This is a genomic window from Shewanella putrefaciens, assembly GCF_016406305.1.
In the GTDB taxonomy this organism is placed as follows: domain Bacteria; phylum Pseudomonadota; class Gammaproteobacteria; order Enterobacterales; family Shewanellaceae; genus Shewanella; species Shewanella putrefaciens_C.
Window position 1 is genome coordinate 2,503,720 of sequence record NZ_CP066369.1, and the last position, 22,915, is coordinate 2,526,634.

Annotated in this window: 18 protein-coding genes; 14 read left to right on the plus strand and 4 right to left on the minus strand. The window is 46.3% G+C overall.

Annotated features, from left to right (window positions below; translation table 11 throughout):
* Positions 1-363 precede the first annotated feature (363 nt).
* On the plus strand, positions 364-654 hold the full coding sequence (locus JFT56_RS10865; RefSeq protein WP_198780124.1) for a cytochrome c3 family protein: 291 nt from the start codon (positions 364-366) through the stop codon (positions 652-654).
* Positions 655-886: 232 nt separating this feature from the next.
* Here the strand turns inward: JFT56_RS10865 and JFT56_RS10870 are convergent, their stop codons facing one another.
* Complete coding sequence (locus tag JFT56_RS10870) at positions 887-2,896, minus strand: ATP-dependent DNA helicase (RefSeq protein ID WP_198780125.1); 2,010 nt, start codon at positions 2,894-2,896, stop codon at positions 887-889.
* A gap of 966 nt (positions 2,897-3,862) precedes the next feature.
* Here JFT56_RS10870 and hisG point away from each other — a divergent pair.
* The 12 genes from hisG (at position 3,863) to JFT56_RS10930 (ending at position 17,615) form a co-directional block, all read left to right on the plus strand.
* The gene (gene hisG, locus JFT56_RS10875) at positions 3,863-4,762 is read left to right on the plus strand and encodes an ATP phosphoribosyltransferase (protein WP_198780126.1); all 900 of its coding nucleotides are present in this window, start codon (positions 3,863-3,865) and stop codon (positions 4,760-4,762) included.
* 3 nt (positions 4,763-4,765) lie between these two features.
* Positions 4,766-6,088, plus strand: coding sequence for a histidinol dehydrogenase (gene hisD / locus JFT56_RS10880; RefSeq protein ID WP_198780127.1), 1,323 nt, complete (start codon positions 4,766-4,768; stop codon positions 6,086-6,088).
* A gap of 28 nt (positions 6,089-6,116) precedes the next feature.
* Positions 6,117-7,265, plus strand: coding sequence for a histidinol-phosphate transaminase (gene hisC / locus JFT56_RS10885; protein ID WP_198780128.1), 1,149 nt, complete (start codon positions 6,117-6,119; stop codon positions 7,263-7,265).
* Positions 7,266-7,294: 29 nt separating this feature from the next.
* Positions 7,295-8,386: a bifunctional histidinol-phosphatase/imidazoleglycerol-phosphate dehydratase HisB gene (gene hisB, locus JFT56_RS10890; RefSeq protein WP_198780129.1), complete on the plus strand. Its 1,092-nt coding sequence runs from the start codon at positions 7,295-7,297 to the stop codon at positions 8,384-8,386.
* A gap of 31 nt (positions 8,387-8,417) precedes the next feature.
* Entirely contained in the window at positions 8,418-9,188 is a 771-nt protein-coding gene (gene hisH, locus JFT56_RS10895) for an imidazole glycerol phosphate synthase subunit HisH (protein ID WP_198780130.1), read from the plus strand.
* A 66-nt stretch (positions 9,189-9,254) separates the two neighbouring features.
* Positions 9,255-9,992, plus strand: a complete 738-nt coding sequence (hisA, locus tag JFT56_RS10900) for a 1-(5-phosphoribosyl)-5-[(5-phosphoribosylamino)methylideneamino]imidazole-4-carboxamide isomerase (protein ID WP_198780131.1) — start codon at positions 9,255-9,257, stop codon at positions 9,990-9,992.
* On the plus strand, positions 9,974-10,747 hold the full coding sequence (gene hisF, locus JFT56_RS10905; protein ID WP_198780132.1) for an imidazole glycerol phosphate synthase subunit HisF: 774 nt from the start codon (positions 9,974-9,976) through the stop codon (positions 10,745-10,747). Before hisA ends, hisF begins: the two co-directional genes overlap by 19 nt.
* 103 nt (positions 10,748-10,850) lie before the next feature.
* Positions 10,851-11,507: a bifunctional phosphoribosyl-AMP cyclohydrolase/phosphoribosyl-ATP diphosphatase HisIE gene (gene hisIE / locus JFT56_RS10910; RefSeq protein ID WP_198780133.1), complete on the plus strand. Its 657-nt coding sequence runs from the start codon at positions 10,851-10,853 to the stop codon at positions 11,505-11,507.
* A 655-nt stretch (positions 11,508-12,162) separates the two neighbouring features.
* The gene (locus tag JFT56_RS10915; RefSeq protein ID WP_198780134.1) at positions 12,163-13,350 is read left to right on the plus strand and encodes an aromatic amino acid transport family protein; all 1,188 of its coding nucleotides are present in this window, start codon (positions 12,163-12,165) and stop codon (positions 13,348-13,350) included.
* Positions 13,351-13,609: 259 nt separating this feature from the next.
* Complete coding sequence (locus tag JFT56_RS10920; protein ID WP_198780135.1) at positions 13,610-16,993, plus strand: YdbH domain-containing protein; 3,384 nt, start codon at positions 13,610-13,612, stop codon at positions 16,991-16,993.
* A gap of 13 nt (positions 16,994-17,006) precedes the next feature.
* Complete coding sequence (locus tag JFT56_RS10925) at positions 17,007-17,225, plus strand: YnbE family lipoprotein (RefSeq protein ID WP_198780136.1); 219 nt, start codon at positions 17,007-17,009, stop codon at positions 17,223-17,225.
* Between the two features lie 24 nt (positions 17,226-17,249).
* Positions 17,250-17,615 (plus strand): YdbL family protein, encoded by a 366-nt coding sequence (locus tag JFT56_RS10930; protein ID WP_198780137.1) that lies wholly within the window; start codon positions 17,250-17,252, stop codon positions 17,613-17,615.
* A gap of 495 nt (positions 17,616-18,110) precedes the next feature.
* On the opposite strand, the gene JFT56_RS10935 is transcribed toward JFT56_RS10930, so the two are convergent.
* Positions 18,111-18,353 carry a hypothetical protein gene (locus tag JFT56_RS10935; protein WP_198780138.1) on the minus strand — a complete coding sequence of 81 codons (243 nt, stop codon included), beginning with the start codon at positions 18,351-18,353 and terminating at the stop codon, positions 18,111-18,113.
* A 477-nt stretch (positions 18,354-18,830) separates the two neighbouring features.
* Positions 18,831-19,742: a toll/interleukin-1 receptor domain-containing protein gene (locus JFT56_RS20010; protein ID WP_198780139.1), complete on the minus strand. Its 912-nt coding sequence runs from the start codon at positions 19,740-19,742 to the stop codon at positions 18,831-18,833.
* Between the two features lie 1,117 nt (positions 19,743-20,859).
* Between JFT56_RS20010 and JFT56_RS10945 the strand changes: the two genes are divergently transcribed.
* On the plus strand, positions 20,860-21,798 hold the full coding sequence (locus JFT56_RS10945) for a DUF2971 domain-containing protein (RefSeq protein ID WP_198780140.1): 939 nt from the start codon (positions 20,860-20,862) through the stop codon (positions 21,796-21,798).
* On the opposite strand, the gene JFT56_RS10950 is transcribed toward JFT56_RS10945, so the two are convergent.
* Positions 21,720-22,903, minus strand: a protein-coding gene (locus JFT56_RS10950; RefSeq protein ID WP_198780141.1) for an IS3 family transposase whose coding sequence is annotated in 2 segments (ribosomal slippage) — positions 21,720-22,648 and positions 22,648-22,903 — 1,185 coding nt in all. Because the reading frame shifts where the segments join, the coding sequence is not laid out codon by codon here. The genes JFT56_RS10945 and JFT56_RS10950 overlap by 79 nt on opposite strands.
* Positions 22,904-22,915 lie beyond the last annotated feature (12 nt).

The following is a 22,915-nucleotide window of genomic DNA, read 5'->3' on the forward strand; positions in this document are numbered from 1 at the left end:
TTATCGCCCCCACAATACAATCTTGATCATACTTTTAAACTAAAAAAGCATTCATCCATTCACCTTTGATAACGATCAACGTTTTGTCATCTCAAAAATCTATTATACGTTCACAAAGCCAAGCATAAACCTCTGAATTATTATTAACTCAAGCTTAATAAACCCTATTGAACCTTAATATATCTCAGAGCACATTAATAATAAAATAACGGCATAAGCTTTAAGGGAAAAACTATTTAGACCTTTAAAAAGCAATGCTGGCGCATTATCTATATTGCGCCACTAGCTCTTTATTATCGAATAAACATTTATTTGCTGGCTTGAGAATGATGATTTAAACCACAATAAAAGAAGGAAAATAACATGCTTAAAAAGATGATGCTAATGTGTGCACTGTGTTTCTCTACTAGTTTAATGGCGGCATCACTTGCCGACAGCCATTCTGAAAGATCTGACTGTGAATCATGCCATAAGGATAAAACACCTTCTGCGGATTATGTTTTTGAAAATGAGCAATGTGTATCATGCCATGGCGAAATGAAAACACTCGCAGGTGAAGCTCATACTAAGCATGATGGCGTTTTAACATGCACTAATTGCCATATCGCCCATGAAGAAAAGGCACCTGCAGATGCCTGCAAAGAATGCCATTAACTCACTAAAAATCTAAAGCCCAAAGCCGAAGAATAATTTGTTTTGAATGGACCCATTTGGCAGGATGCCACTTGACCCAACCTCCAAGGGTGTTTGCCATCTATTGCTCACAGGTGGCAATTTTTACCTCCGTTTTTATATCCTTACAATATGTGTAACGGCTCAATACTTAGCTCATATTCCATAAAAATAAGACAAATTTAAGCATCCCAAGTAAACCATAAGACGAGTGTCAGGGTATTGTTCTCAAGAATGCCAAGGCTTTATCTAAATCGCGGGTGCGCGCCATCGGCGGTAGCGAATTTAAAAAGGCTTGGCCGTAATAGCGATTCACGATGCGATTATCACAAAGGATCAGCACACCGCGGTCTTTTTCATCGCGAATTAAGCGGCCAACACCTTGTTTTAGTGCAATAATCGCCTGAGGTAAGGATACTTCAGTAAAAGGATCGAGTCCCTGACGACTTACATTGTCTGCCCTCGCGCGGTACAAAGGCTCATCGGGCGACACGAAAGGTAATTTGTCGATAATTACGCAGCTTAAGAGTTTGCCGCGCACATCCACTCCTTCCCAAAAACTGCTGGTGCCGAGCAATACCGCATTACCGAGTTGACGAAACTTAGTCAGCAAACTCTGTTTACCCGCCTGCCCTTGCACCAGCAGCGGATACTGAGTGCGAGTTCGCAGCGCCAGCGCCGTTTGTTCGAGCATGTGGTGGCTAGTGAATAAAATAAAAGTGCGCCCCTGCGCCGCATCTATCGCTTGCACACACACATCCACCAGTTGTTTTAAGGCCTGCTGTTGATTGGTCACGCTCCCAAGTTGTCTGGGCACACAAAATACTGCCTGACGGGGATAATCGAAGGGACTGTCTAAAATACCTTGCCGCGCATTGATTATGCCCATCTCTCTGGCAAAGTGCTCCAAGCTACGATTAACCTGCAGGGTTGCCGAGGTAAATATCCAACTCGTTTCAGGCACAAATAATTGCTGGCACTCACGGGCAATATTAATCGGTGATATTCGCAGCCCAACAAAACGACTGCCAAATTCGATACTGTAGGCTGCCTGATTATTATCACAGCTAAAAAATACGTTCAGCTTACTATTAAGTTCGGTAAGCTTAATGGCAATATCATCCAATAATTCACTGCGGCCAATATGGGCCAGTAATAAATTTTGCAGGGCGGTTAATTCGGTCAACAAATCCCAAGAGGCAAGCACTATGGCTTTATTTCCTAACACCCGTCGCCAATCGGATTCACCGCTGGAATAAAGCTGATTATGCCAATCACTTAATTTGGCGAGGCAACGCTGACAAAACTGAGCAATTTGCCCTGTGTCACTGAGTTCCGTTTGATAAATAACCAATAACTTTTGAATAAAATCATCGATAGTGCGGCTCGAACATTGTTGGCCAAAATAATTAACGCAAATATCGGGTAATAAATGCGCTTCATCGAAAATCACCACATCGGGATCGGGCAATAACTCGGCAAAGCCCGTGTCTTTTAGAACGCTATCGGCGAAAAACAAATGGTGGTTTACCACGATAATTTTGGCATCCATGGCCCGGCTGCGCGCCTTGCGGGTAAAACAGGCATCGTAAAAATTGCAGCGCTTACCAATACAGCTTTCCTTAGTGCTGACCACGAGCGGCAGCGCCGAGGAATTCTCCGGCACTGAGGTTAAACCGCCAATATCGCCATCTTTACTGATCCCCGCCCATTGATTTATTTTCAACAAATCGTCCAACAGGCGCGCATCGATCTGCGTCGCCTCGCTCATCTGTTTATCGAGTCGCCACTGGCACAGATAGTTATTGCGCCCCTTCAGCAGCGCCAGTTTGGGCTCAATCCCCAACATAGTGACCAGCGCGGGTAAATCCTTAAAAAACAACTGTTCTTGTAGGTTTTTACTGCCCGTACTAACGATGACTTGCTTACCGCTCAATATCGCGGGGATCAAATACGCAAAGGTTTTACCCACCCCTGTGCCCGCTTCGATCACCAAATCACCTTGAGTGGACATAGCCTCACTCACCCACTGCGCCATTTGGATTTGGCTTTGACGCGCACTAAACCCTTGAATATGTTTAGACAATACTCCATCAGGCAAAAATGCACGCTGCACTTCGGCCGCGAGTCGACTCACCGCAGCTGTACCTTTTGAGGCAGCAGGCTTAGCGACGATTTCTTTAGAGGAAACATGCTTTGATGTCGGTTGGCGGGAGCGAGTCAAAGGGAGAATCTATCCTTTATCAAAGTGTTAGGACGCGTTATAAGATAATAAAGTAGGCGACACAATAAGTTGCTGCGTGGCGGCGGTACAAGTGCATAGTGATAACTTTTTAGCACAAGCACCGATTAGTGCCGCAAGCCACTGCCGTAAACCATAGCGTTAAGCTTAACAGCTCAAAACATTATGCTGATTTGAGTTCAGACTACAAGTTAGCAAGGATTAATTTCGCAGGTTCTTTCCCTCGCGCCATTCAAGAGACGGCATTAAGTCCATTCATTATGGGTCGCCAGCGTGGATGCCTGTCAACTCACAACAATTCAGGTTACGAATCTCCCACACGGCTTCCCAACACATTTTTGTCCACTTTCAACATTCGCCCAACAAATATGCTCAATGGCTTTATTTAACGATAACCCTCTGCCTTTCACAAAAACGCATAAATATTCTCATTTAATTCAAATTGACTGTTGCAAAGGCCCATAAAAGCGGTTAGTTTAAATCCACTTATACGGATAGACGTCCGTAACAACACATTCAAGGCTCCACTGTATTTCGACCGCACTTTATTTCGAACAGTTAAGCCAATAACGTTAAATACCGAGAGAGTAACATGAGCCCATTACTGAACGCTATCCACCACCATCACCACCATATGCGGTAGCCTTCGGACGCTCACTGCCGGAGGACTATATCCTTCTGGCGGACTGATTCAAGATGATCAAAAACCCCTGGAAGGAATTCCGGGGGTTTTTGCTTTTAGGCGTTAATTTTGGTTTTAATTTTGATTTAAATTTAAATAAGAAATTTTAGATATTTAATAAATTATCAATACGTTAGCTAGAGATCTTAACTAGAGAACTTAGTTAGAGTTTTTAGCTAGAGCCCATTGAACGGCATGCGTATTAAACCGATTAAACAACCTACTTTGAATCTTTTAATTTTGATACTTTTGAGCGAGATAACACTATGACTGAATCGAACCGTTTACGCATCGCCATCCAAAAATCTGGCCGTCTTTCTACTGACTCTCAGCAACTGCTAAAAAGCTGTGGTGTTAAATTTTCCATTAATGAACAACGCCTTATCGCTCACGCTGACAATATGCCTATCGATTTACTGCGCGTTCGTGATGACGATATCCCTGGACTGGTGATGGACGGCGTGATCGATATGGGGATCATAGGTGAAAACGTGCTCGAAGAAGAACAAATCGAGCGTCAAACTCTGAACAAACCCGCAGATTGCCTCAAGCTACGTCAGTTAGATTTCGGCTCATGTCGCCTCTCGTTAGCCGTACCGACAGAATTCAGTTACGCCGATGCCTCCTCGTTAGAAGGATTACGTATCGCCACTTCTTACCCGAATCTGCTGCGCCGTTTTATGCAACAAAAAGGCATAACTTATCGCGACTGTATGTTAAAAGGCTCGGTTGAAGTCGCCCCACGTGCCGGCCTTGCCGATGGGATTTGTGATCTCGTGTCGACGGGCGCTACCTTAGAGGCCAACGGTTTATACGAAACCGAAGTGATTTACCGCTCTATGGCCTGCATCATTCAATCGACCCAAACCCAATCACCGACTAAACAAGCACTCATCGACAAAATTCTATCTCGCGTCAACGGTGTTATCCGCGCCCGTGAGAGCAAATACATTCTACTGCACGCGCCAACTGAAACCTTAGATCAAATCGTAGCCCTGCTGCCCGGCGCTGAAAACCCAACCGTATTGCCATTAAATGATGATACTAACCGCGTTGCTATCCACGCCGTCAGTACCGAAGATTTGTTCTGGGATACCATGGAACAGCTGACCGCACTCGGTGCCAGCTCGATTCTGGTAATGCCAATCGAAAAAATGATGGGGTAATGTATGGAAATCCTAACTTGGTCAACCTTATCAACCGCCGAACAGAAAACGGCGCTGAAACGCTCGCCCTTAATTGGTGATAGCGGCTTAGAGCAAAGCGTTCGCGATATTATCGATGCGGTGGCGACGCGGGGTGATACCGCCATTGCCGAATTTAATCAAAAGTTTGATGGCTTCAATAGCGCGACCAGAGATGTAAATGGACAAGGAAGTGGTGAGCTGCGTCTGAGTGAAACCGAGATTAACGCAGCAAGCGCACGGGTATCGCCAGAGCTTAAAGCGGCGATCGCCAAAGCCATGGCGAACATAGATGTGTTTCACAGCGCCCAGCAATTTCGCCCGATTGATATGGAGACCGAGGCGGGAGTTCGCTGCGAGCTACGTAGCGAACCGATTGAAAAAGTGGGTTTATATATCCCCGGTGGCAGTGCGCCATTAATTTCGACCGTGATGATGCTCGCCCTGCCCGCCAAGATCGCAGGCTGCGAACAAAGAGTATTAGTCAGCCCACCACCCATCAACGATGCCATTATCTATGCCGCCAATGCCTGTGGGATCACTGAAATCTATCAAGTGGGCGGCGCGCAGGCCATTGCGGCACTGGCATTTGGCACAGAAACGATTCCCGCGGTCGATAAGATTTTTGGCCCAGGTAATCGCTATGTGACTGAAGCTAAACGCTTAGTGTCACAGGATAGTCGCTGCACTGTGTGTATCGATATGCCAGCCGGCCCTTCTGAGGTGTTGGTGATCGCCGATAGCGACGCCAATTGCGAATTTATCGCTGCCGATTTGCTTTCGCAGGCGGAGCACGGCCCAGATTCGCAAGTGATCTTAGTGACAGATTCCCAAGCTATCGCCGATGGCGTCAATGACGCGCTGACAAGACAACTCGCCGCCCTGCCACGTTGTGATATTGCGGCAACGGCGCTCCTCAGCAGTCGCACTTTTGTTGTGGACGACATGCTGCAAGCCGCGCAGGTTTCCAATCAATATGGGCCTGAGCACTTGATCATTCAAACGCGCTTTCCCCGTGAGGTGCTGAAAAACATTCGCGCCGCGGGCTCGGTATTTTTAGGCGCTTATACACCTGAATCTGTTGGCGATTATGCCAGTGGCACCAACCACGTGCTACCGACCTACGGTTACAGCCGCGCCGTGTCGAGCCTATCATTAGCCGACTTTAGCCGCCGCTTTACCGTGCAGGAACTCAGCGCTAAGGGCTTAATCGGACTAGGACAAGCGGTCATGACGTTAGCCAGTAACGAATTGCTCGATGCGCACAAAAATGCCGTTGCCATTCGCCTAGCTAGCCTAGAGAAATGATCCGCTGAATAAGATGTGAGTGAAGAAAATGAGCCAAGTGAGCAGCATGGAAAAGACAGCAGAACCCACAGCATTAACGGCATCAACGTTAGCGCAATCGGCGCCGCTAAATTTAGCCGAGCGTCTAGCTCGCCCCGAGTTACTGGATTTAGTTCCCTACCAGAGTGCCCGCAGACTGGGCGGTCAGGGAGATATTTGGATCAATGCCAACGAATCGCCCTTTAATAATGTCGATACGGCAGCGCTCGATTTATCGAAATTAAATCGTTACCCAGAATGCCAACCGCCAAAGCTTATCAGTGCCTATAGCGACTATAGCGGCGTAAGCGCCAGTAAGATAGTTGCCAGCCGCGGCGCCGATGAAGCAATTGAACTATTAATTCGCGCCTTTTGTATTCCAGGCGTTGATAGTATTGCAACCTTTGGCCCGACCTACGGCATGTATGCCATCAGCGCGAACACTTTCAATGTGGGCGTTAAAGCATTAAATCTCAGCGCAGAATATGGCTTGCCGACAAGCTATGCCGAGGACGTTCGCGGCGCAAAACTGGTGTTTATCTGCAATCCTAATAATCCGACTGGGACTGTGTTAGGCAAAGCTATTATCGAGCAAGCGATCAACGCACTGCCCGATTCGCTTGTGGTGATCGACGAGGCTTATATTGAGTTTTGCCCTGAATACAGCGTGGCGGATTTGCTGGAAAGCTATCCTAATCTGGTGGTACTGCGCACCCTGTCAAAAGCCTTCGCACTCGCTGGCGCACGCTGTGGTTTTATGCTGGCAAACGAGGCCGTAGTCGAAATCATTATGCGCGTGATTGCGCCCTATCCTGTGCCACTGCCCGTGAGTGAGGTCGCCACACAGGCGCTATCAAGCGCTGGTGTTGCACGGATGAAACATCAGGTAAGGGAGCTCAATCAACAGGGTAAAAGACTCGCCGCGGCACTCAATCTTTATTGTGAGCAATGGGGTGGCAGAGTGCTAACACCCTATGGCAACTATGTGCTAGCTGAATTTGATGATGTCGCCAAGGTCGCGGCGTTACTGCAAGGCAGTGGTGTTGTTGCCCGCGCCTACAAAGATCCAAGGCTTGCCAAGGCGATCCGCTTTAGCTTTAGTTCAAAGGCGGATACCGATAGCTTAGTCGCCCTTTTTGAGTCACAACGAGTTGAATAATAAAACGAACTATATTTTAAGGTAGCGCCATGAACCCACAATTTATCCCGAACGTTGCACAAAAAATTCTGTTTATCGACCGCGATGGCACCTTAATTGAAGAGCCCGTCACCGACAAACAGGTCGATAGCCTGGCGAAATTAGTGTTTGAGCCACAGGTGATCCCCGCTTTGCTACGTCTGCAAAAGGCAGGGTTTCGCTTAGTCATGGTCAGCAATCAAGACGGCCTTGGCACACCGTCTTTCCCGCAGGAAGATTTCGACGCACCCCACAATATGATGATGCAAATCCTCAAAAGCCAAGGGGTTAACTTCGAAGATGTGGTGATTTGCCCGCACTTTAACGATGAAAATTGCAGCTGCCGTAAACCTAAGCTTGGGCTAGTAAAAGACTATCTCACCCAAGGCTGCATCGATTTCACCCAATCGGCTGTGATTGGCGATCGCGAAACCGATGTGGAACTGGGCAATGCCATGGGCATTAAAAGCCTGAAATATCAACGCGACACTTTAGGTTGGAACGACATCGCCGATGCGCTGCTGAATAAAGGTCGCACCGCCACTGTTGTGCGTACCACCAAAGAAACCGACATTCGTGTGACTGTGGATCTCGACAGCCCCGTTAAAGGTAAAATCGACACTGGCATTGGCTTTTTCGACCACATGCTCGATCAAATTGCCACCCACGGTAATTTTAGAATGGATGTGAAAGTCGATGGCGATCTAGAAATCGACGATCACCACAGCATCGAAGACACGGCGCTGGCCATAGGTGATGCCCTGCGCCAAGCGCTCGGCGACAAACGCGGCATTGCCCGTTTCGGCTTTAGCCTGCCGATGGACGAAGCCAAGGGCGAATGTCTGCTGGATATCTCTGGCCGCCCTTTTATCAAATTTTCGGCCGATTTTGAACGCGAGCACGTCGGCGAAATGGCCACTGAAATGGTGCCACACTTCTTCCGCTCCTTTGCCGATGGCCTGCGTTGTACGCTGCATGTATCGACCGAAGGCGATAACGATCACCACAAGGTTGAAGCCCTATTTAAAGTGCTCGGCCGCGCGCTACGCCAAGCGGTTAAAGTCGAAGGCGATATTCTGCCATCGAGCAAAGGCGTGCTTTAAGGCATCAGCATAAATCGTTTAAGAGGTTAGGATGCAACAAGACACTCCATTAACAGCTGGCCGGCAATTAACAGCTAGCTCGCAATTAACAGCCAATGCATCAGCAGATGCAGAAACCGTGATCATAGACACGGGCTGTGCCAATTTAAACTCAGTACGTTTCGCCTTCGAGCGTTTAGGCGCTAAGGTATTGGTCACAGACGATAAAGCCAAAATCAAAGCAGCAAAACGTGTGGTACTGCCGGGCGTGGGTACGGCAGGAGCAGCCATGGCGTCCTTGCATGAAAAAGGCTTGGTCGAACTCATTCAAGGCCTGACTCAACCTGTGCTCGGCGTGTGCCTTGGCATGCAAATGCTCGCGGCAATTTCGAAGGAGCGCGGCGGAAAAGGTCAAGATTGCGAGTGCTTAGGCATAATCCCAACCGACATTTGCGAGCTGGATACTGAGTTACTCAAAGCTGAAGGCTTACCTTTACCGCACATGGGCTGGAACCAACTTAAGCTCACTACTAACTCACAAGATGCAAAAGCACCTAGCGTTCACCCGCTGTTTGCGGGCATTGAAGATGGCAGTTATGTGTATTTCGTCCACAGTTACCGCGCGCCGTTGAGCGAATTTACCTTAGCAGAATGTACTTATGGTGAAGGTTTTAGCGCCGCCATCGGCAAAGGCAACTTTATGGGCGTGCAGTTCCACCCCGAAAAAAGTGCCGCCGTGGGCGCGCAAATTCTGCGTAACTTTTTGCTGATGGATGAAGCGCTGATGGACAAGTTGGCGCAGGAAAGACTGACCAATGAATAAATTACTCATTAAAAAACTAGTTATTAATAAATTACTTATAAATAAATCAATCGAGGATATGAGCCTATGATTATTCCTGCGATCGATTTAATTGATGGCAATGTTGTTCGCCTTTATCAGGGCGATTACGGCCAGCAGACCACCTTTGATTTAAGTCCTTTGGCACAGTTGCAATCCTACGAGGCCCAAGGTGCGAAATGGTTGCATATCGTTGATTTAACGGGCGCGAAGGATCCTGCTAAACGCCAAACTCGCCTTATCAGTGAATTAGTGGCGGGACTAAACGCCAATATTCAAGTGGGCGGCGGTATTCGCACGCAGGAGCAAGTCACTGAATTATTAGCTATCGGCGTAAAACGTGTGGTGATTGGCTCACTGGCGGTAAAAGAACCTGAGTTAGTCAAACAATGGTTTATCAAATACGGCAGCGAAGCGATTTGCCTCGCGCTGGATGTCAATATCAACCAGAGCGGCGAGAAAATGGTCGCCGTTTCCGGTTGGCAAAGTGGCGGCGGTAAGAGTCTAGAATCCCTCGTAGAAACCTTTAGCGCGGTTGGTTTAAAGCATGCGCTAGTGACTGATATTAGCCGTGACGGCACCTTAACGGGCGCGAATACCGCGCTTTATCAAGAAATTGCAGCCAGCTATCCCAATATAGCTTGGCAAGCCTCCGGCGGTATTGCGACCCTTGATGATGTTGCCGCCGTGCGAGACAGCGGCGCTGCGGGCATCATCATAGGTAAAGCCTTGCTTATCAATCAGTTTAACGTGGCGGAGGCAATCCAATGCTGGCCAAACGACTAGTCCCCTGTTTAGATGTGAAAGACGGTAAAGTAGTGAAAGGCGTGCAATTTCGTAACCACGAAATTGTCGGCGATATCGTCCCCTTAGCCGCGCGTTATGCCGAAGAAGGTGCCGATGAGCTAGTGTTTTATGACATTACCGCCAGCGCCCACGAACGTGTGGTCGATAAATCTTGGGTGAGCCGCGTGGCGGAGCAGATTGATATTCCCTTCTGCGTGGCAGGTGGCATTAAAACCATTAGCCAAGCCCGTGAATTATTAGCCTTTGGGGCAGATAAGATTTCGATTAACTCGCCCGCCTTAACCGATCCGAGTTTGATCTCGCGCCTGCAGGACGAGTTCGGCCGCCAGTGTATCGTGATTGGTATCGACTCCTTTTTCGATGCTGCCAGCAACAGCTATAAGGTAAAGCAATTTACTGGCGATGAAGCGGCGACCAAAGATACCCAATGGTTTACCCAAGACTGGGTTGAAGAAGTGCAAAAACGTGGTTGTGGTGAAATAGTGCTAAACGTGATGAACCAAGACGGCGTGCGCGGCGGCTATGATATCAAGCAGTTAAGTCTTGTTCGTGCCATTTGCGACGTGCCTTTAATTGCCTCGGGCGGCGCTGGGACTATGGCGCATTTCCGTGATGTATTTATTGAAGCTAAGGTCGATGCCGCGCTGGCAGCGAGCGTATTCCACAAGGCGATTATCAACATTGGTGAGTTAAAAGCCTATTTAGCGGCCGAAGGGATCGCGATTAGACGCTAGAGCGGTTCTAGGTTCTAGGTTCTAGGTTCTAGGTTCTAGGTTCTAGGTTCTAGGTTCTAGGTTCTAGGTTCTAGGTTCTACAAAGAGATTAAGAGTGAATACTATGTCAACGCAAACAAACACTAAGTCGGATTTTAGCCCTGTTCAAGTTAATGAGCTGGATTGGGACAAACAGGATGGGCTTATTCCTGCCGTTATCCAAAATCATTTATCGGGCAAGGTATTAATGCTCGGTTATATGAATAAGGCCGCGCTGGAAAAAACCTTGAGCACAGGTGATGTCACCTTTTTCAGCCGCTCAAAACAGCGTTTATGGACCAAAGGTGAAACCTCGGGAAATACCCTAAAGTTGGTCGCTATCGATAAGGACTGCGATAACGACAGCCTGTTAGTGCAAGTGATCCCCAACGGCCCAACCTGCCATAAAGGCACCGAAAGTTGCTGGTTAGATGACAATGCGCATCCCTTTTTGAATAATCTCGCCAGCTTAATCGCCTCACGTAAAGGGCAAAGTGCCGATTCCAGTTACACGGCGTCTTTGTTTGCGCGCGGCACAAAACGTATCGCCCAAAAGGTTGGCGAAGAAGGTCTTGAAACCGCCCTTGCCGCCGCGACCCACGATAAGGAAGAACTGGTTAACGAAGCCTCAGATCTTATCTATCACTTGCTGGTATTACTTGAAGATCAAGATTTAAGCCTCAGTGATATCACAGCAAACTTGCTGGCAAGGCATAAAAAGGCGCTGCAGAGCAAAGCATAATCTGCTTACTGACTCAGATCTCACGTCTATCGGTTTTACCGCTAAAAATGCCGCCTACTTAAATCAAGTCGGCGGCATTTTTTATCTTGCCATAAACCTAGCGAACTCCTCTTTCCTCCCCCTCGTTGACCATAAACTCAGTATGAGTTAGGCATGTCTTTCAGCTTAGTCACATGACAAAAAACAAACAAAATACGGTTGTAATGGTTGACAAGTACATCTCAGATCCCTAAGGTAGCCTCCGTTGCCGATGTTAAGTCCCGGCAGCAAAAAGATTTAAGGCGCGGCTGTTCCAGCGACTCATAAAATGACTGTCTTTTAAGTAAAAAGATTAAAGAGAGCACCACCTTTGATAATCGAACCGAATTTAATCACGGCTATCCCTGTTTACTCAACACACGCTAAGGCAAGTTTTATGTGTTTCACACCCTTTTATTATCCCTATCTGTAGCCGCAATGGCATAGATAGGCACCTCGCCTGACCTTCCATTGTGGCCATATCCTTTCGGATCCGCTGAGCGCCACTGTCTCATTTGCTTAAATCATTTTGTGCTTGAATCGTTTCACATTGAATCGCATCAAAATCCTTTAAGGCAGTGGCTTTCGAGCTAAGTCTTTAGCTCATTTTCTTGCGACACGCTTTTGAGATCATGTTATGACACAAAATAAATTTATCGGCAGTTTGCTGCTAATTGCCGGCACCACAATCGGCGCGGGTATGCTGGCTTTGCCTATCGCATCGGCGGGACTCGGCTTTGGCACTTCCTCCGCCATTATGCTCATCCTATGGGCGCTGATGGCCTACACGGCGCTACTCATGGTGGAAATTCACCAATTCGCGCCCAGTGATGCCAGCCTTAATCAGCTAGCCCAAGGCTTATTGGGTCGTAAGGGCCAGTTGATCGCCAATAGCGCCTTGATGTTTTTACTGTACGCCCTCTGCGCCGCCTATATAGCTGGCGGCGGCGAGCAAGTGAACCAAAAGCTGACGACTTGGCTGGGTTTGCAATTACCACCACAGGCGGGCGCAGTATTATTTACGTTGTTGGTGGGCACCATTGTCGGTTTGGGCACCCACTGTGTGGATCTTATTAATCGCGGCCTGTTTAGCCTAAAAATCGTGGCGTTACTCTTAATGCTCGCATTATTACTACCACAGGTTGAAAGCCCACATTTACTCGAACTTCCCCTTAACCAAGGGCTGATTATCTCGGCTATTCCGGTGATTTTTACTTCCTTTGGTTTTCACGGTTCGATTCCCTCAGTGGTGCGCTACTTGGGCGTTGAAGTCAAAGCCCTACGCAGGATCATGCTGCTCGGCTCCGCTTTGCCATTAGTGATTTACCTTTTGTGGCAACTGGGCAGTCAAGGCGTTTTAAGCCAAAGCCAATTGCTCGAAAATCAGAGTTTATCGAGCTTTATCAATCAACTGGCAAGCGTACTGCACAGTGAATACTTAAGTAGCGCTATTAGTCTATTTGCCGATTTAGCCCTTGCGACCTCGTTTTTAGGGGTGAGTTTAGGTCTGTTCGATTTTATGGCCTCAAGCTTAAGGCAAGAAGATAATGCTACCGGTCGCAGCTTAACCGCGGCTATCACCTTTTTACCGCCCTTAGGTTTTGCCCTCTTCTACCCTCAAGGTTTTATCACAGCCCTGGGTTACGCGGCGATTGCGCTAGTGATCCTCGCCATCTTTTTACCCGTGGCCATGGTGTGGGCACAGCGCCAAACACGGGATGCAGCCAATATGCCGACGGGTTATCGCGTCATGGGCGGCAAGCTTGCCTTGGTCTTTGCCAGCATAGGTGGGATTGCGATTATTGCCGCGCAGCTATTGAGTTAGTTAACAGTTAACGATACAAGTGTCTGTAAAGTCTATATTAATGACTACAGGCACTTATTTTTATGGTGGCGATCAATATTAGTCAGCTAAGTGCTTGAGTGTTAAACTGCCAAAGTACCCAGCTAACCTTGTTCTATACGCTTAATGAAGTATGGCGCTCAATATGGCGGTAACAGCCGCTCTCGATAGCAAAGTAAAATAGCAAGGTAAAATCTGTTCTGCCAAGGGGCGATGATGATAAGGATAATATTCAAGCCAAATGCCTAAGATCCACAAGCCTGCTGGCGCAAACGCCCCTCAAACTAACACGGCTAGAGTGAGAGTGAAAAAAGCCCTGCTCGCAACCACAATAACGGCCATCTTAGCGGGTGTAGCGTTAACCGTTTGGATTATGAATACCCAAGCCGAAAAACTGATCATGCAGGCGGCAAATGTTGCCCTCGCTGGCATGGACAGCGAGCTGATTGATATTGAGCTAGGCAACAGTCAGTTAGAAGATTGGCGGATTGCCTCAGCCAATCTTAGGGTAAATGATAGTCATATCAGGCTTAATAATCTGAATATTAAGCTAAAACTTGACTGGCCCCAGAGTTTCGCCGAGCTTAAACAGTACGGCCAAGTCTCATACCTCACTCAAAAAATCACCCACATATCCACGGGTGATATTGAGGTCGAGTTAGGGCAATCCCTATTTGCGGCGAATCAAAGTGCCATCGATAAGCAAGGCCCCGCAGTAGCCTTAGATATCAAATCATTACCCCTTATTGATATAGGTAAAACCAGCCTCATTCTTAAAGCGCAATCTCTCAAAGCTCGATCTCTCAACGCCAAAGATGACTTGCCCGCCTATCGTTTGGTGATGGACAAGCTAAGCCTTAATGGCGCGGGGGAAATCAGCAGCGAGTTTAGCCAGGCAGGCGAAAGCATCGCCAAACTTAAAGCAACACTCGAAACCAACAAGTGGCAACTCAAGAGTCAAATCCAACTCGCGCCGCTACTGGCGAGCATTCATCAGATAAGCCTAAGGCAAACTCAAGACAGTGTGTTAAGTTCGTTAGCTGAACTTGATACAAAGTGGCAAGCATTAGCAATTGATTTACAAGGGCAATTAGTCTCGAGCAGCAGTATCACATTAACTTCGGGCGAGCTTATCAGCCAGCACCAGTTAATCACGCCTAAGCTGACCTTTAATCAATTGGCTGCGCTAGAACTTGCGCCAAAACCTGCTCTCGAATTTCAAATTGCCGGGCATTTAACCGAGCTTAACCTAAAACTAGAGCCCTTTAGCTTAGCCTTGACTCCAAATGCTGCGCAGCAACAGCGATTGATGCAGCTGCTCGATAAGTCGCTGGCTAAGCCTTTAACTCAACCTTTAGCTCAGCCTTCGTCTCAATCTTTAACCCAGCCGGCAGCCAAGCCCGCTTCGGAGCAAGTGCCGGATCAGACCGCGAGCCAAATCGCTAAGCTGCTGTCAGGGCTTAAAAGCACAGATGCCCCGGTGGGATTATCGCTGACATTACCCGAAGCCTGGCATTATCCGCTGACTCACATTCAACAAGATGCACAGAGTCAACCGCTTATGAATGAGCCGCTTGAAAATAAGCCGCTTAACGTCAAGCTTCCCCAACTTCAGCTAAAAACCTTAGGCAGTAAGCTAGATACCCAAGTCGATTTGGCTAATATTGAAATCACAACATCAACCGAAGCGCTTGCCTTCAACATGGATTGGCGCCTTAACGCTAAGCAAACAAGCCCACTGCAATTATCTGAATTATGGGCGAATATGCCCCAAGATCTCAGCTGGAATACTAGTCAGTTAACCACGGCTGGGAAACTGCGTTTTAATCGGGCGCCAAACTCAACCGACTGGCAATTTATCACTGCGCCTATTGAGGCGGCAGAAACAATGCAAGCAGCAAAGCACAATGCTGGCGATACCCTGCGGTTCGCCATCGGTGGGCTTAAGTATATCAATCCCCAAGAAAAAAATGCGCCTAAATATGCCGATATGAGCCTTGGCAGTATCAGAGTACATGCCCATGCGCCGCTTAAACTCGACTCGCAACAAATACTAAATATCAGCCCAGTACCGCACTCAGAGCCCGCATCAGATACTAAGTTAACGCTGGCCTTGCCACCTTTGACCTTAGCACTGGAGCAACTGCATATTTCGCAAACCACGCAGACACTTGTGGCTGAAACGGCTGCGGCGAAAACGCGGGTGACAGAGGCGAGCACAGATAAAAGTACGGATAAAAACACTGATAGTAATAGCAAAAGTGCTAATAACATCATCAGCAAAACCGATATGAGCGCGGGCCATTTCTCGATTGCATTACAACAAGCCGTGTCATTTGAGCTTAAGCCCAATAATGAAGCCCCACTCGACTCACTGCTCGCCTCCCCTTGGCTGAATCAGCTTGAGTGGCGAGCCAGTCAGCTTAATATCGAAAAACAGCTCAGTAGCAAAGGCCGCAGCCGCAAAGAAACTGTGCTAAAGCTAGATACCTTAACGCTGGCACAAAGCTTAAATTGGAAAAATAACACGCTCTTGGGTGATGAACGTTGGCAAGTCGGCACAGTTGAATTGCAAAGCCAACACAGGCTAAACCTCGCTAATGCGAATAACCCCTTAGTGCTGACGGGTCAATGGGTTGTCGATACCAGCATGACCGAGGCACTGTCTTTACTCAATCAAACCCAACCCTTGCCTGCTGAGCTTAATGTCACGGGTCATAACCAATTACAGGCGCAGTTTAAGCTGACGCAAAAGCGCGATCAGACCCAATTTGCCATGCAAATCACCCAGTCAATGACCGAACTTGAAGGTTTTTATAAGGACATCACCTTTGAGGGTGGAAAACTGCAGGCGCAATGTGAGTTCACTTGGGGCCTCTCTCATAAAAAAGAGCCGCAGGATAAAGGCTCTGTTAACAGCCTAAGTAAACTCAATTGCCCGCAAACGCGGATGACCTTTAACCTGTTTGATCCCGGCTTTCCACTCACAGATATAGAAGTGGAAGCCGATATTGCCCTGGGCAAAGATGCGCAGAAGCTGCCCGACAATTGGCTGCAACAACTTACAGGCTTAAGCGATACCGATGTTTCCATGACGGCCAAAGGTAAAGTGCTCAGTGGCCAATTTTTGCTGCCCGACTTTAATTTAAAACTACAGGATAAATCCCATGCCTATCTACTATTGCAGGGCATGAGCCTGGAAGAAGTGCTACGTATTCAGCCACAAATTGGTGTCTATGCCGACGGTATTTTCGATGGCGTATTACCCGTCGATTTAGTCAACGGCAAAGTCTCTATCACCGGCGGTCAATTAGCCGCCCGCGCCCCCGGCGGCTTAATCGCCATCTCGGGCAATCCCGCCGTGGATCAGATGCGCCAATCCCAACCTTACCTCGACTTTGTATTTTCGGCGTTAGAACACTTACAATACAGCCAGTTATCCAGCAGTTTTGATATGGACACTGCGGGTGATGCTAAACTGCTCGTGGAGGTGAAAGGACAAAGCCAAGGGATTGAACGCCCAATCCACTTGAATTACTCCCATGAAGAGAACATGCTGCAATTATTCAGGAGTCTACAGATTGGTAACGATCTGCAGGATAGAATCGAAAAATCCGTGAAGTAATAAGGAAATATCATTGAAAATTATTCAATTACAGCAAATTAGCCTAAATGCCCGAAGCGCTCTTGTCGCCTTGGCTGCACTTGCCATATTGCCGGGCTGCGCCCCCACAGTCAAAATTGAACCGCCGGATAAACCTATCGTTATCAATCTCAATGTGAAAATTGAACACGAAATAAAAATCAAAGTGGATAAGGAGCTAGATCAGCTTCTGTCAGATGAGCAGTTGTTCTAATTACATCAGAATTGAGGAATCACTATGAAATCAATGCGACTAACAACAAAGCGACTAAAATCAAAGTTACTACAGCTATTAACCCTCAGCTTCTTGAGCCTTAGCCTTTTAAGCCTAAGCGCCTTCGCCATGTCACTTCAAGAAGCGAAATCACAGGGCTATTTAGGCGAGCAAGCCAACGGCTACTTAGGTTTAGTAAAAGCCAATCCCGAAGCCAAAGCCGTGATGGACGATGTCAATAACAAACGCCGCGCCCACTACGAAACCATCGCCAAGAAGAACAAACTCTCCGCCGCCGATGTCGCTAAACTCGCCGGCGAAAAAGCCATCGCCGCCACAGATAAAGGCAACTATGTGCAAGATGCCAAAGGCAAATGGATTAAAAAGTAGTCCGCTATTTAATGCTCTAGCGCATAAAAGCCAAACGAGTTGAATTAAACAAAACGCCTGCAATCGCAGGCGTTTTTATGGGTGGTCGATAAAGGGAATGATTTGCTGGCCAATACCTTTGAGCGAGGATCTAGATTTTAGGTTGTTTGATGGAGTTTGGTTAAGCACTGTCATTCCAGTGACACACCGTCCTGTTACCTAGTAAGAAGTATCCCTATAGGCTCGACCGTGACATCCCTGTCACGGACGGTCACTTCCACGACAGTGCTTAATCTCATCGCCCCCCGGCGTATACTGGGTAACCAAATTTAACAATGGGTGTCTAGTTAAACCCTAAGGGCAGGTAATGTCTGCACAAAAGTCTCTTTCAAAATAAGACTTTAGCACCTTCAAGTTTTCAATCAGCTATTTGCATAATAAAGTGTCAACAACCAGCATCGGGCTTGTTCAACACTTGGGATAAGGTCGCGGCTACGCGCAGCCTATCCTTACTTGTTATGCGGGTTCCACATCATCACTCAAAATTTCTTTCACAATATGACCGAGTTGAAACAGCGCATACACTCTGTCTTTCAATTGATTGATGACCACTGCTCGTGCGTTTTCAGTGGTCAAATCATCTTCTAAAGTCTTCCATGCAACAGCCTTATCTTCCTCTGTATGGTATTGAGTACCGTTCAGCCACATTCGCAGAAGCGAATCGTTGAAGATTTTCTGCTCTCCGATTGAAACCTGCATATATGAAGCCAGCTGCCCGTGATCGAATATATACTGTAGCGACTTCATGTGGATTGAGAGACGTTTGTTTTTAAAACATCGACCTAAAGCAGAGCGAATTGAACCGAAAGAAGCTGGCTCGTTGTGGAGAATCAATGGCCGAAGTACATGTAACAGCTCATACAGCTCTGGATTCGTATAGCTGCCAGCGCTGATTGCATATGCCCCCCTCCCACTTAATACCTGCTATGCCTGGGATGCCCCGCCGAATGAGAGTGCAGCCCATTAAACGGTCAAGATGAGTCGAAAATTTAGCGAACAACTCCAAATCGGAATCTGACACTTCCCCAGAAAGAGTATCTAGAATCGTCCCATCTTCGCCTCGTTCTTGAAGTCTTATAGTGGGCATACGAGCACCTTAAGTCGTGTTAAGCATAACGCCGCGCTCTGCGGAAATTTAGGAGCGCCAGCGAGTAAATTTTCCCTAGCATCACATTGTTATGCCTTTGCGCCCAAAATTACCTCTGCGAGCTCTCCGGCGATTTCCTCAATGCTCTGCAAAGAAGTATTTAGCGCGACTTTATCCGCAAGTGCTGGGCTAAAATTAATAACTTCATTCTTTGTTATTTTGTGCCATATCGGCAATATCATTTTATGTCCATTCATTTCCCGCGCAACCATCGAGTCAAGCTCGTACTGTGTCCAATTCTTCGAGCAAAAAGCAGATGATAGAATCACTGTTCCAAATCTCGAGTTTACCAACCCTTGATCGATGCTTTTTCGCAAGCTATCGCCAACTTTTAAAGTGAATTCGTCATACCATACTTTAACCCCAATATTTTCTAGCGTTTCAGCGAGCGGACGAACAAATTCATCCTTATCTTCTGAGGCATGGGATATAAACAAGTCATATTTCACAATGTTTGCATGCGAAATTTTTTGAGTGCTCGCCAACTCTTTCACAGAAGCAGCCATATTCGCAGTTTGATTGATCTCTGCTCGCAACCGGCGCTGATATTCAAACTGCTCTCTCTGATGCCTCTTTTCTATATCTGCTAGTTTTTTCCTTTCTCTCTCGTCGGCAACGGCTTGCTTTTTACGTTCCTTTTCCTCTTCTTTAAGAAGATCTTGCTTAGCCTTTAGCAACTGCCCTTCTTTGTCGGATAGCTTTTTATAAAGACCCGCTTTATTTACTTGTATCTTAGCTATCTCAGCCTGTTTTCTTTGTACTTCAGCGCTTTTGCTTTTCAGAGTGCTAATACTAGTGCTTTTGGTAATACTCCTTTCAATTTGCCCGATCCGACTTCCACAATCAGACTCCTTTTTTGTCTCCAAACTCATTTTGTGATGGAGATCTGATATTTCCTTTTGCAACCTAGCAATCAAACTTGAAATTGTTGAGATAGACATTCTTACCCCATTGCCTGTTTGAATCTTGCATAACAGTGTATTACCCGGACTTCTAACGAAACCCAAGCCGTAAATTGCTTAACCTTCGAACAATCCGAATAAATAATTTAAATATTGCAGTAACTTAGCATCGCTTATGATGAGTTTTCAACATTTTTTCATGCAGAAAAATCGAGACCTTACATACCTAGAAGCGATTTAGCGTGGTATGTAAATTACACATAATTAAAAACATAATATTTTCAATATATTAATTTTCAGGAACAAACAAAGCGATACTTTTTTCACTTTTTATGGCTCGCTTTCTGGATATTTTATTGCCTTCTTATTATAACTGTATATAAAGACAGTGTTGAGTAGTGAAAAATGGCAACATCCCCTTTTTGATCTAACCCACGATAATTAAGAGCCCATTGCACGATAAAAACCCAAAATTGGACACCTACAATTTTTTTGCTTTTAGCGCTGCGCAAACAATACAGAAAATAGTGCCAACCATAGTTAAATAAAGACTTCCCCCTCTTGAGCCTCCAGACTACGCAAATGCTAAAAGGTGCGCCATGGGGCGAGACGACCGTCCGCCCCAGGGCCGCTTTTTAGCATCCATGCCATCGCGGCATTTGTGAATCCTTTCACATCAGACGGGGCGCCCCTGCATCCAATGATCTGTAGCGCGATAATTGCCGCGATTTTTCACGATAATTCAATTTTCGACTATTTCACATTCAACCCATAATTAGGTCTAATTTGAAACGCTTTCCAATAGTTTAACTCCGTTGGATCTAGTTGTTACTCACTCGATGCTGTTATATTCGGTCTTGAGAGATGTCAGTGTACTCTTAACTGGTAAAGCAGACTGCGCCATGCGCTGTGTATGTGGGTTCGACTCCCTCCGCTGTCGTCTCTCACTTGAAGTTAGTTACACGCCGATCAGTCGCATGATAATTGCCGTACTTTTTCAAATAAAGTGATCTTCCCAGAAAGTCAGTTTCACTGAGTGGCCAACTGAAAAATGTCACAAATTTCGTGATAGCTTATTCAGTCTCATTCGAGCATTCATTCTTTAATCTTGCAGATTACTCAAATCTATTGATAGGATGTAAGTAATTAATCATCAATGACTTTTACTTTTATGCTCTTATACCGATACAGGTCTTCAACTGAGTTATCCTTTAAAGAACTTCTCTATAATGAATTGTACTTTGCCTCTCAAGATGAGTTGAATGATCCATTTGATGGGGAGAGCTTTTACCATTTCCCTTCGGATAAAGAACTATGGATGAGGCTCTTAAATCAGGTAAATAATGACATAAAGGAGGTATCTTGGGGTGATTCAGAAATAAATGAGTACCATATCGAGATACTTGCAACAGCTTTATCTAGAAGAACTCCGATCACTTACGGAGAAATAATGGCTGGTAGATTAATTAGCATCTTTGGCGATGTGGTTTCTGAACCTGAAAATCAAGATACAATGCCAAAAAATGTGACTTTTTTTGCTGAGGAAGTTCAACGTTATTTATCTTATTCAAGTCCTAAACTAGGTTATTTTGTCTCATTCTCTTCTAAAAGTAATGACCATCTTATGTGGGGACATTATGGAGCACAGCACTTCGGTTATAGCCTTATATTCAGAACCATTGATGGAGCATTAAAGCAAGACCCTTCCAATTGTATAAACTCAGTAGGGATCACTGAAACGTACAGAATATCAGTGCCTAGCTCTATACCATTCTCAAAAGTTAATTATTCTGAAAATATTGACTTTCATAATGCATGCTGGCTACTTCCCCGAAAATTGGTAAGTAACCTAACATGCGTCGACTTGAATGAAATAAAAAATCATTGGGATAAGTCGGACAGTTTTTTATGTTCAAAGCATCGCAGTTGGGAATATGAGCAAGAATATCGTCTTATCCTTAATGGTGGATCACTTTCTTCTGAGCGTCTGTCTCCCTTACAACGACTATGTAGTGGTCAACTAAATTTGGCCACAGCTTTAGAATCTTCCCAAAATCGTCGCTCTGATTCATTTGGGCTCAATCCTGCATTGTAATGATGTGGCCTGACTTCACAGTAATAACCAATGATGTAATCGGTCACATCTTGTTTAGCTTCGCTAAAACTCTTATAGCCTTGTGTCGGGATCCATTCCGTTTTTAAACTCCTGAAAAATCGCTCCATTGGCGCATTATCCCAGCAGTTACCGCGACGGCTCATGCTTTGGGTGATTTGATATTTCCACAACCGTTGACGGTATTTCAGGCTGGTATAATGGCAGCCTTGGTCTGAGTGGAATATCAGGTTTTTAGGCTTTCCTCTTGATTCAAATGCCATTTCTAACGCTTTTACCGTTAACTCTGTATCCGGTGAAAATGACATTGCCCAACCAATGGCCTTTCTCGAAAATAAATCCAGTACAACCGCTAAATAGCACCAACGATTACCCGCCCAAATATACGTCACATCGCCACACCAAACGGTGTTAGGTTCGACAACTGCAAATTGCCGTTTGAGTGCATTAGGGATAGTCACATGCTCATTTTCAGCCTTTTTATAACGGTGTTTGGGTTGTTGGCAACTCACTAATCCGAGCTTTTTCATTAACCGCGTTGCCCGATAACGACTTAATGCAAAGCCACGTTCAGAGGCAATTGTGGCGATACTTCGCGCACCCGCAGACTGTTTGCTTTCAGCATGTATCGCTTTGATTTCACATTCTAAAAGCCGCTGTTCAGGTGTTACACAAAGCTCACGGCTCATCCAATAACGGTAACTGCTCCGGTTCACGTTGAATACGTGGCATAACACTGAAATAGGGTATTTGTTGCTCTGATTGAGTTTCTCGATTATCGAGAATTGTTCAGCGAGTCCGACATCAATAGAGCAGTAGCCTTTTTTAAGATTTCTTTCTCGAGATTTATGCGCTCAATTTCACGTTTAAGTGCCCTGATTTCAATCTGCTCAGGTGTCATGGGTGAGGCTTTAGGCGCAAGCCCTTGGCGCTCGATTTGAAGCTGTGTTACCCACTTACTGACCGTCGATTTACCCACGTTCATGGCTTTCGCCGCCGCTTCTTGTGTGTAACCTTGATCAACGACTAATTGAGCGGTTTCAAGCTTAATGGCAGCGCTATATCGTGCACGTTTACTTTTATTCATGTTGTCACCTAA

What these genes read in the sequence shown, in the direction of transcription:
- hisB (WP_198780129.1), top strand. Translation starts at nt 7,295, where the DNA reads ATGAACCCACAATTTATCCCGAACGTTGCACAAAAAATTCTGTTTATC.
- JFT56_RS10935 (WP_198780138.1), bottom strand. Translation starts at nt 18,353, where the DNA reads ATGCAGGTTTCAATCGGAGAGCAGAAAATCTTCAACGATTCGCTTCTG.
- JFT56_RS10945 (WP_198780140.1), top strand. Translation starts at nt 20,860, where the DNA reads ATGACTTTTACTTTTATGCTCTTATACCGATACAGGTCTTCAACTGAG.
- hisC (WP_198780128.1), top strand. Translation starts at nt 6,117, where the DNA reads ATGAGCCAAGTGAGCAGCATGGAAAAGACAGCAGAACCCACAGCATTA.
- hisG (WP_198780126.1), top strand. Translation starts at nt 3,863, where the DNA reads ATGACTGAATCGAACCGTTTACGCATCGCCATCCAAAAATCTGGCCGT.
- hisD (WP_198780127.1), top strand. Translation starts at nt 4,766, where the DNA reads ATGGAAATCCTAACTTGGTCAACCTTATCAACCGCCGAACAGAAAACG.
- hisH (WP_198780130.1), top strand. Translation starts at nt 8,418, where the DNA reads ATGCAACAAGACACTCCATTAACAGCTGGCCGGCAATTAACAGCTAGC.
- JFT56_RS10920 (WP_198780135.1), top strand. Translation starts at nt 13,610, where the DNA reads ATGCCTAAGATCCACAAGCCTGCTGGCGCAAACGCCCCTCAAACTAAC.
- hisF (WP_198780132.1), top strand. Translation starts at nt 9,974, where the DNA reads ATGCTGGCCAAACGACTAGTCCCCTGTTTAGATGTGAAAGACGGTAAA.
- hisIE (WP_198780133.1), top strand. Translation starts at nt 10,851, where the DNA reads ATGTCAACGCAAACAAACACTAAGTCGGATTTTAGCCCTGTTCAAGTT.
- hisA (WP_198780131.1), top strand. Translation starts at nt 9,255, where the DNA reads ATGATTATTCCTGCGATCGATTTAATTGATGGCAATGTTGTTCGCCTT.
- JFT56_RS10915 (WP_198780134.1), top strand. Translation starts at nt 12,163, where the DNA reads ATGACACAAAATAAATTTATCGGCAGTTTGCTGCTAATTGCCGGCACC.
- JFT56_RS10865 (WP_198780124.1), top strand. Translation starts at nt 364, where the DNA reads ATGCTTAAAAAGATGATGCTAATGTGTGCACTGTGTTTCTCTACTAGT.
- JFT56_RS10930 (WP_198780137.1), top strand. Translation starts at nt 17,250, where the DNA reads ATGAAATCAATGCGACTAACAACAAAGCGACTAAAATCAAAGTTACTA.
- JFT56_RS20010 (WP_198780139.1), bottom strand. Translation starts at nt 19,742, where the DNA reads ATGTCTATCTCAACAATTTCAAGTTTGATTGCTAGGTTGCAAAAGGAA.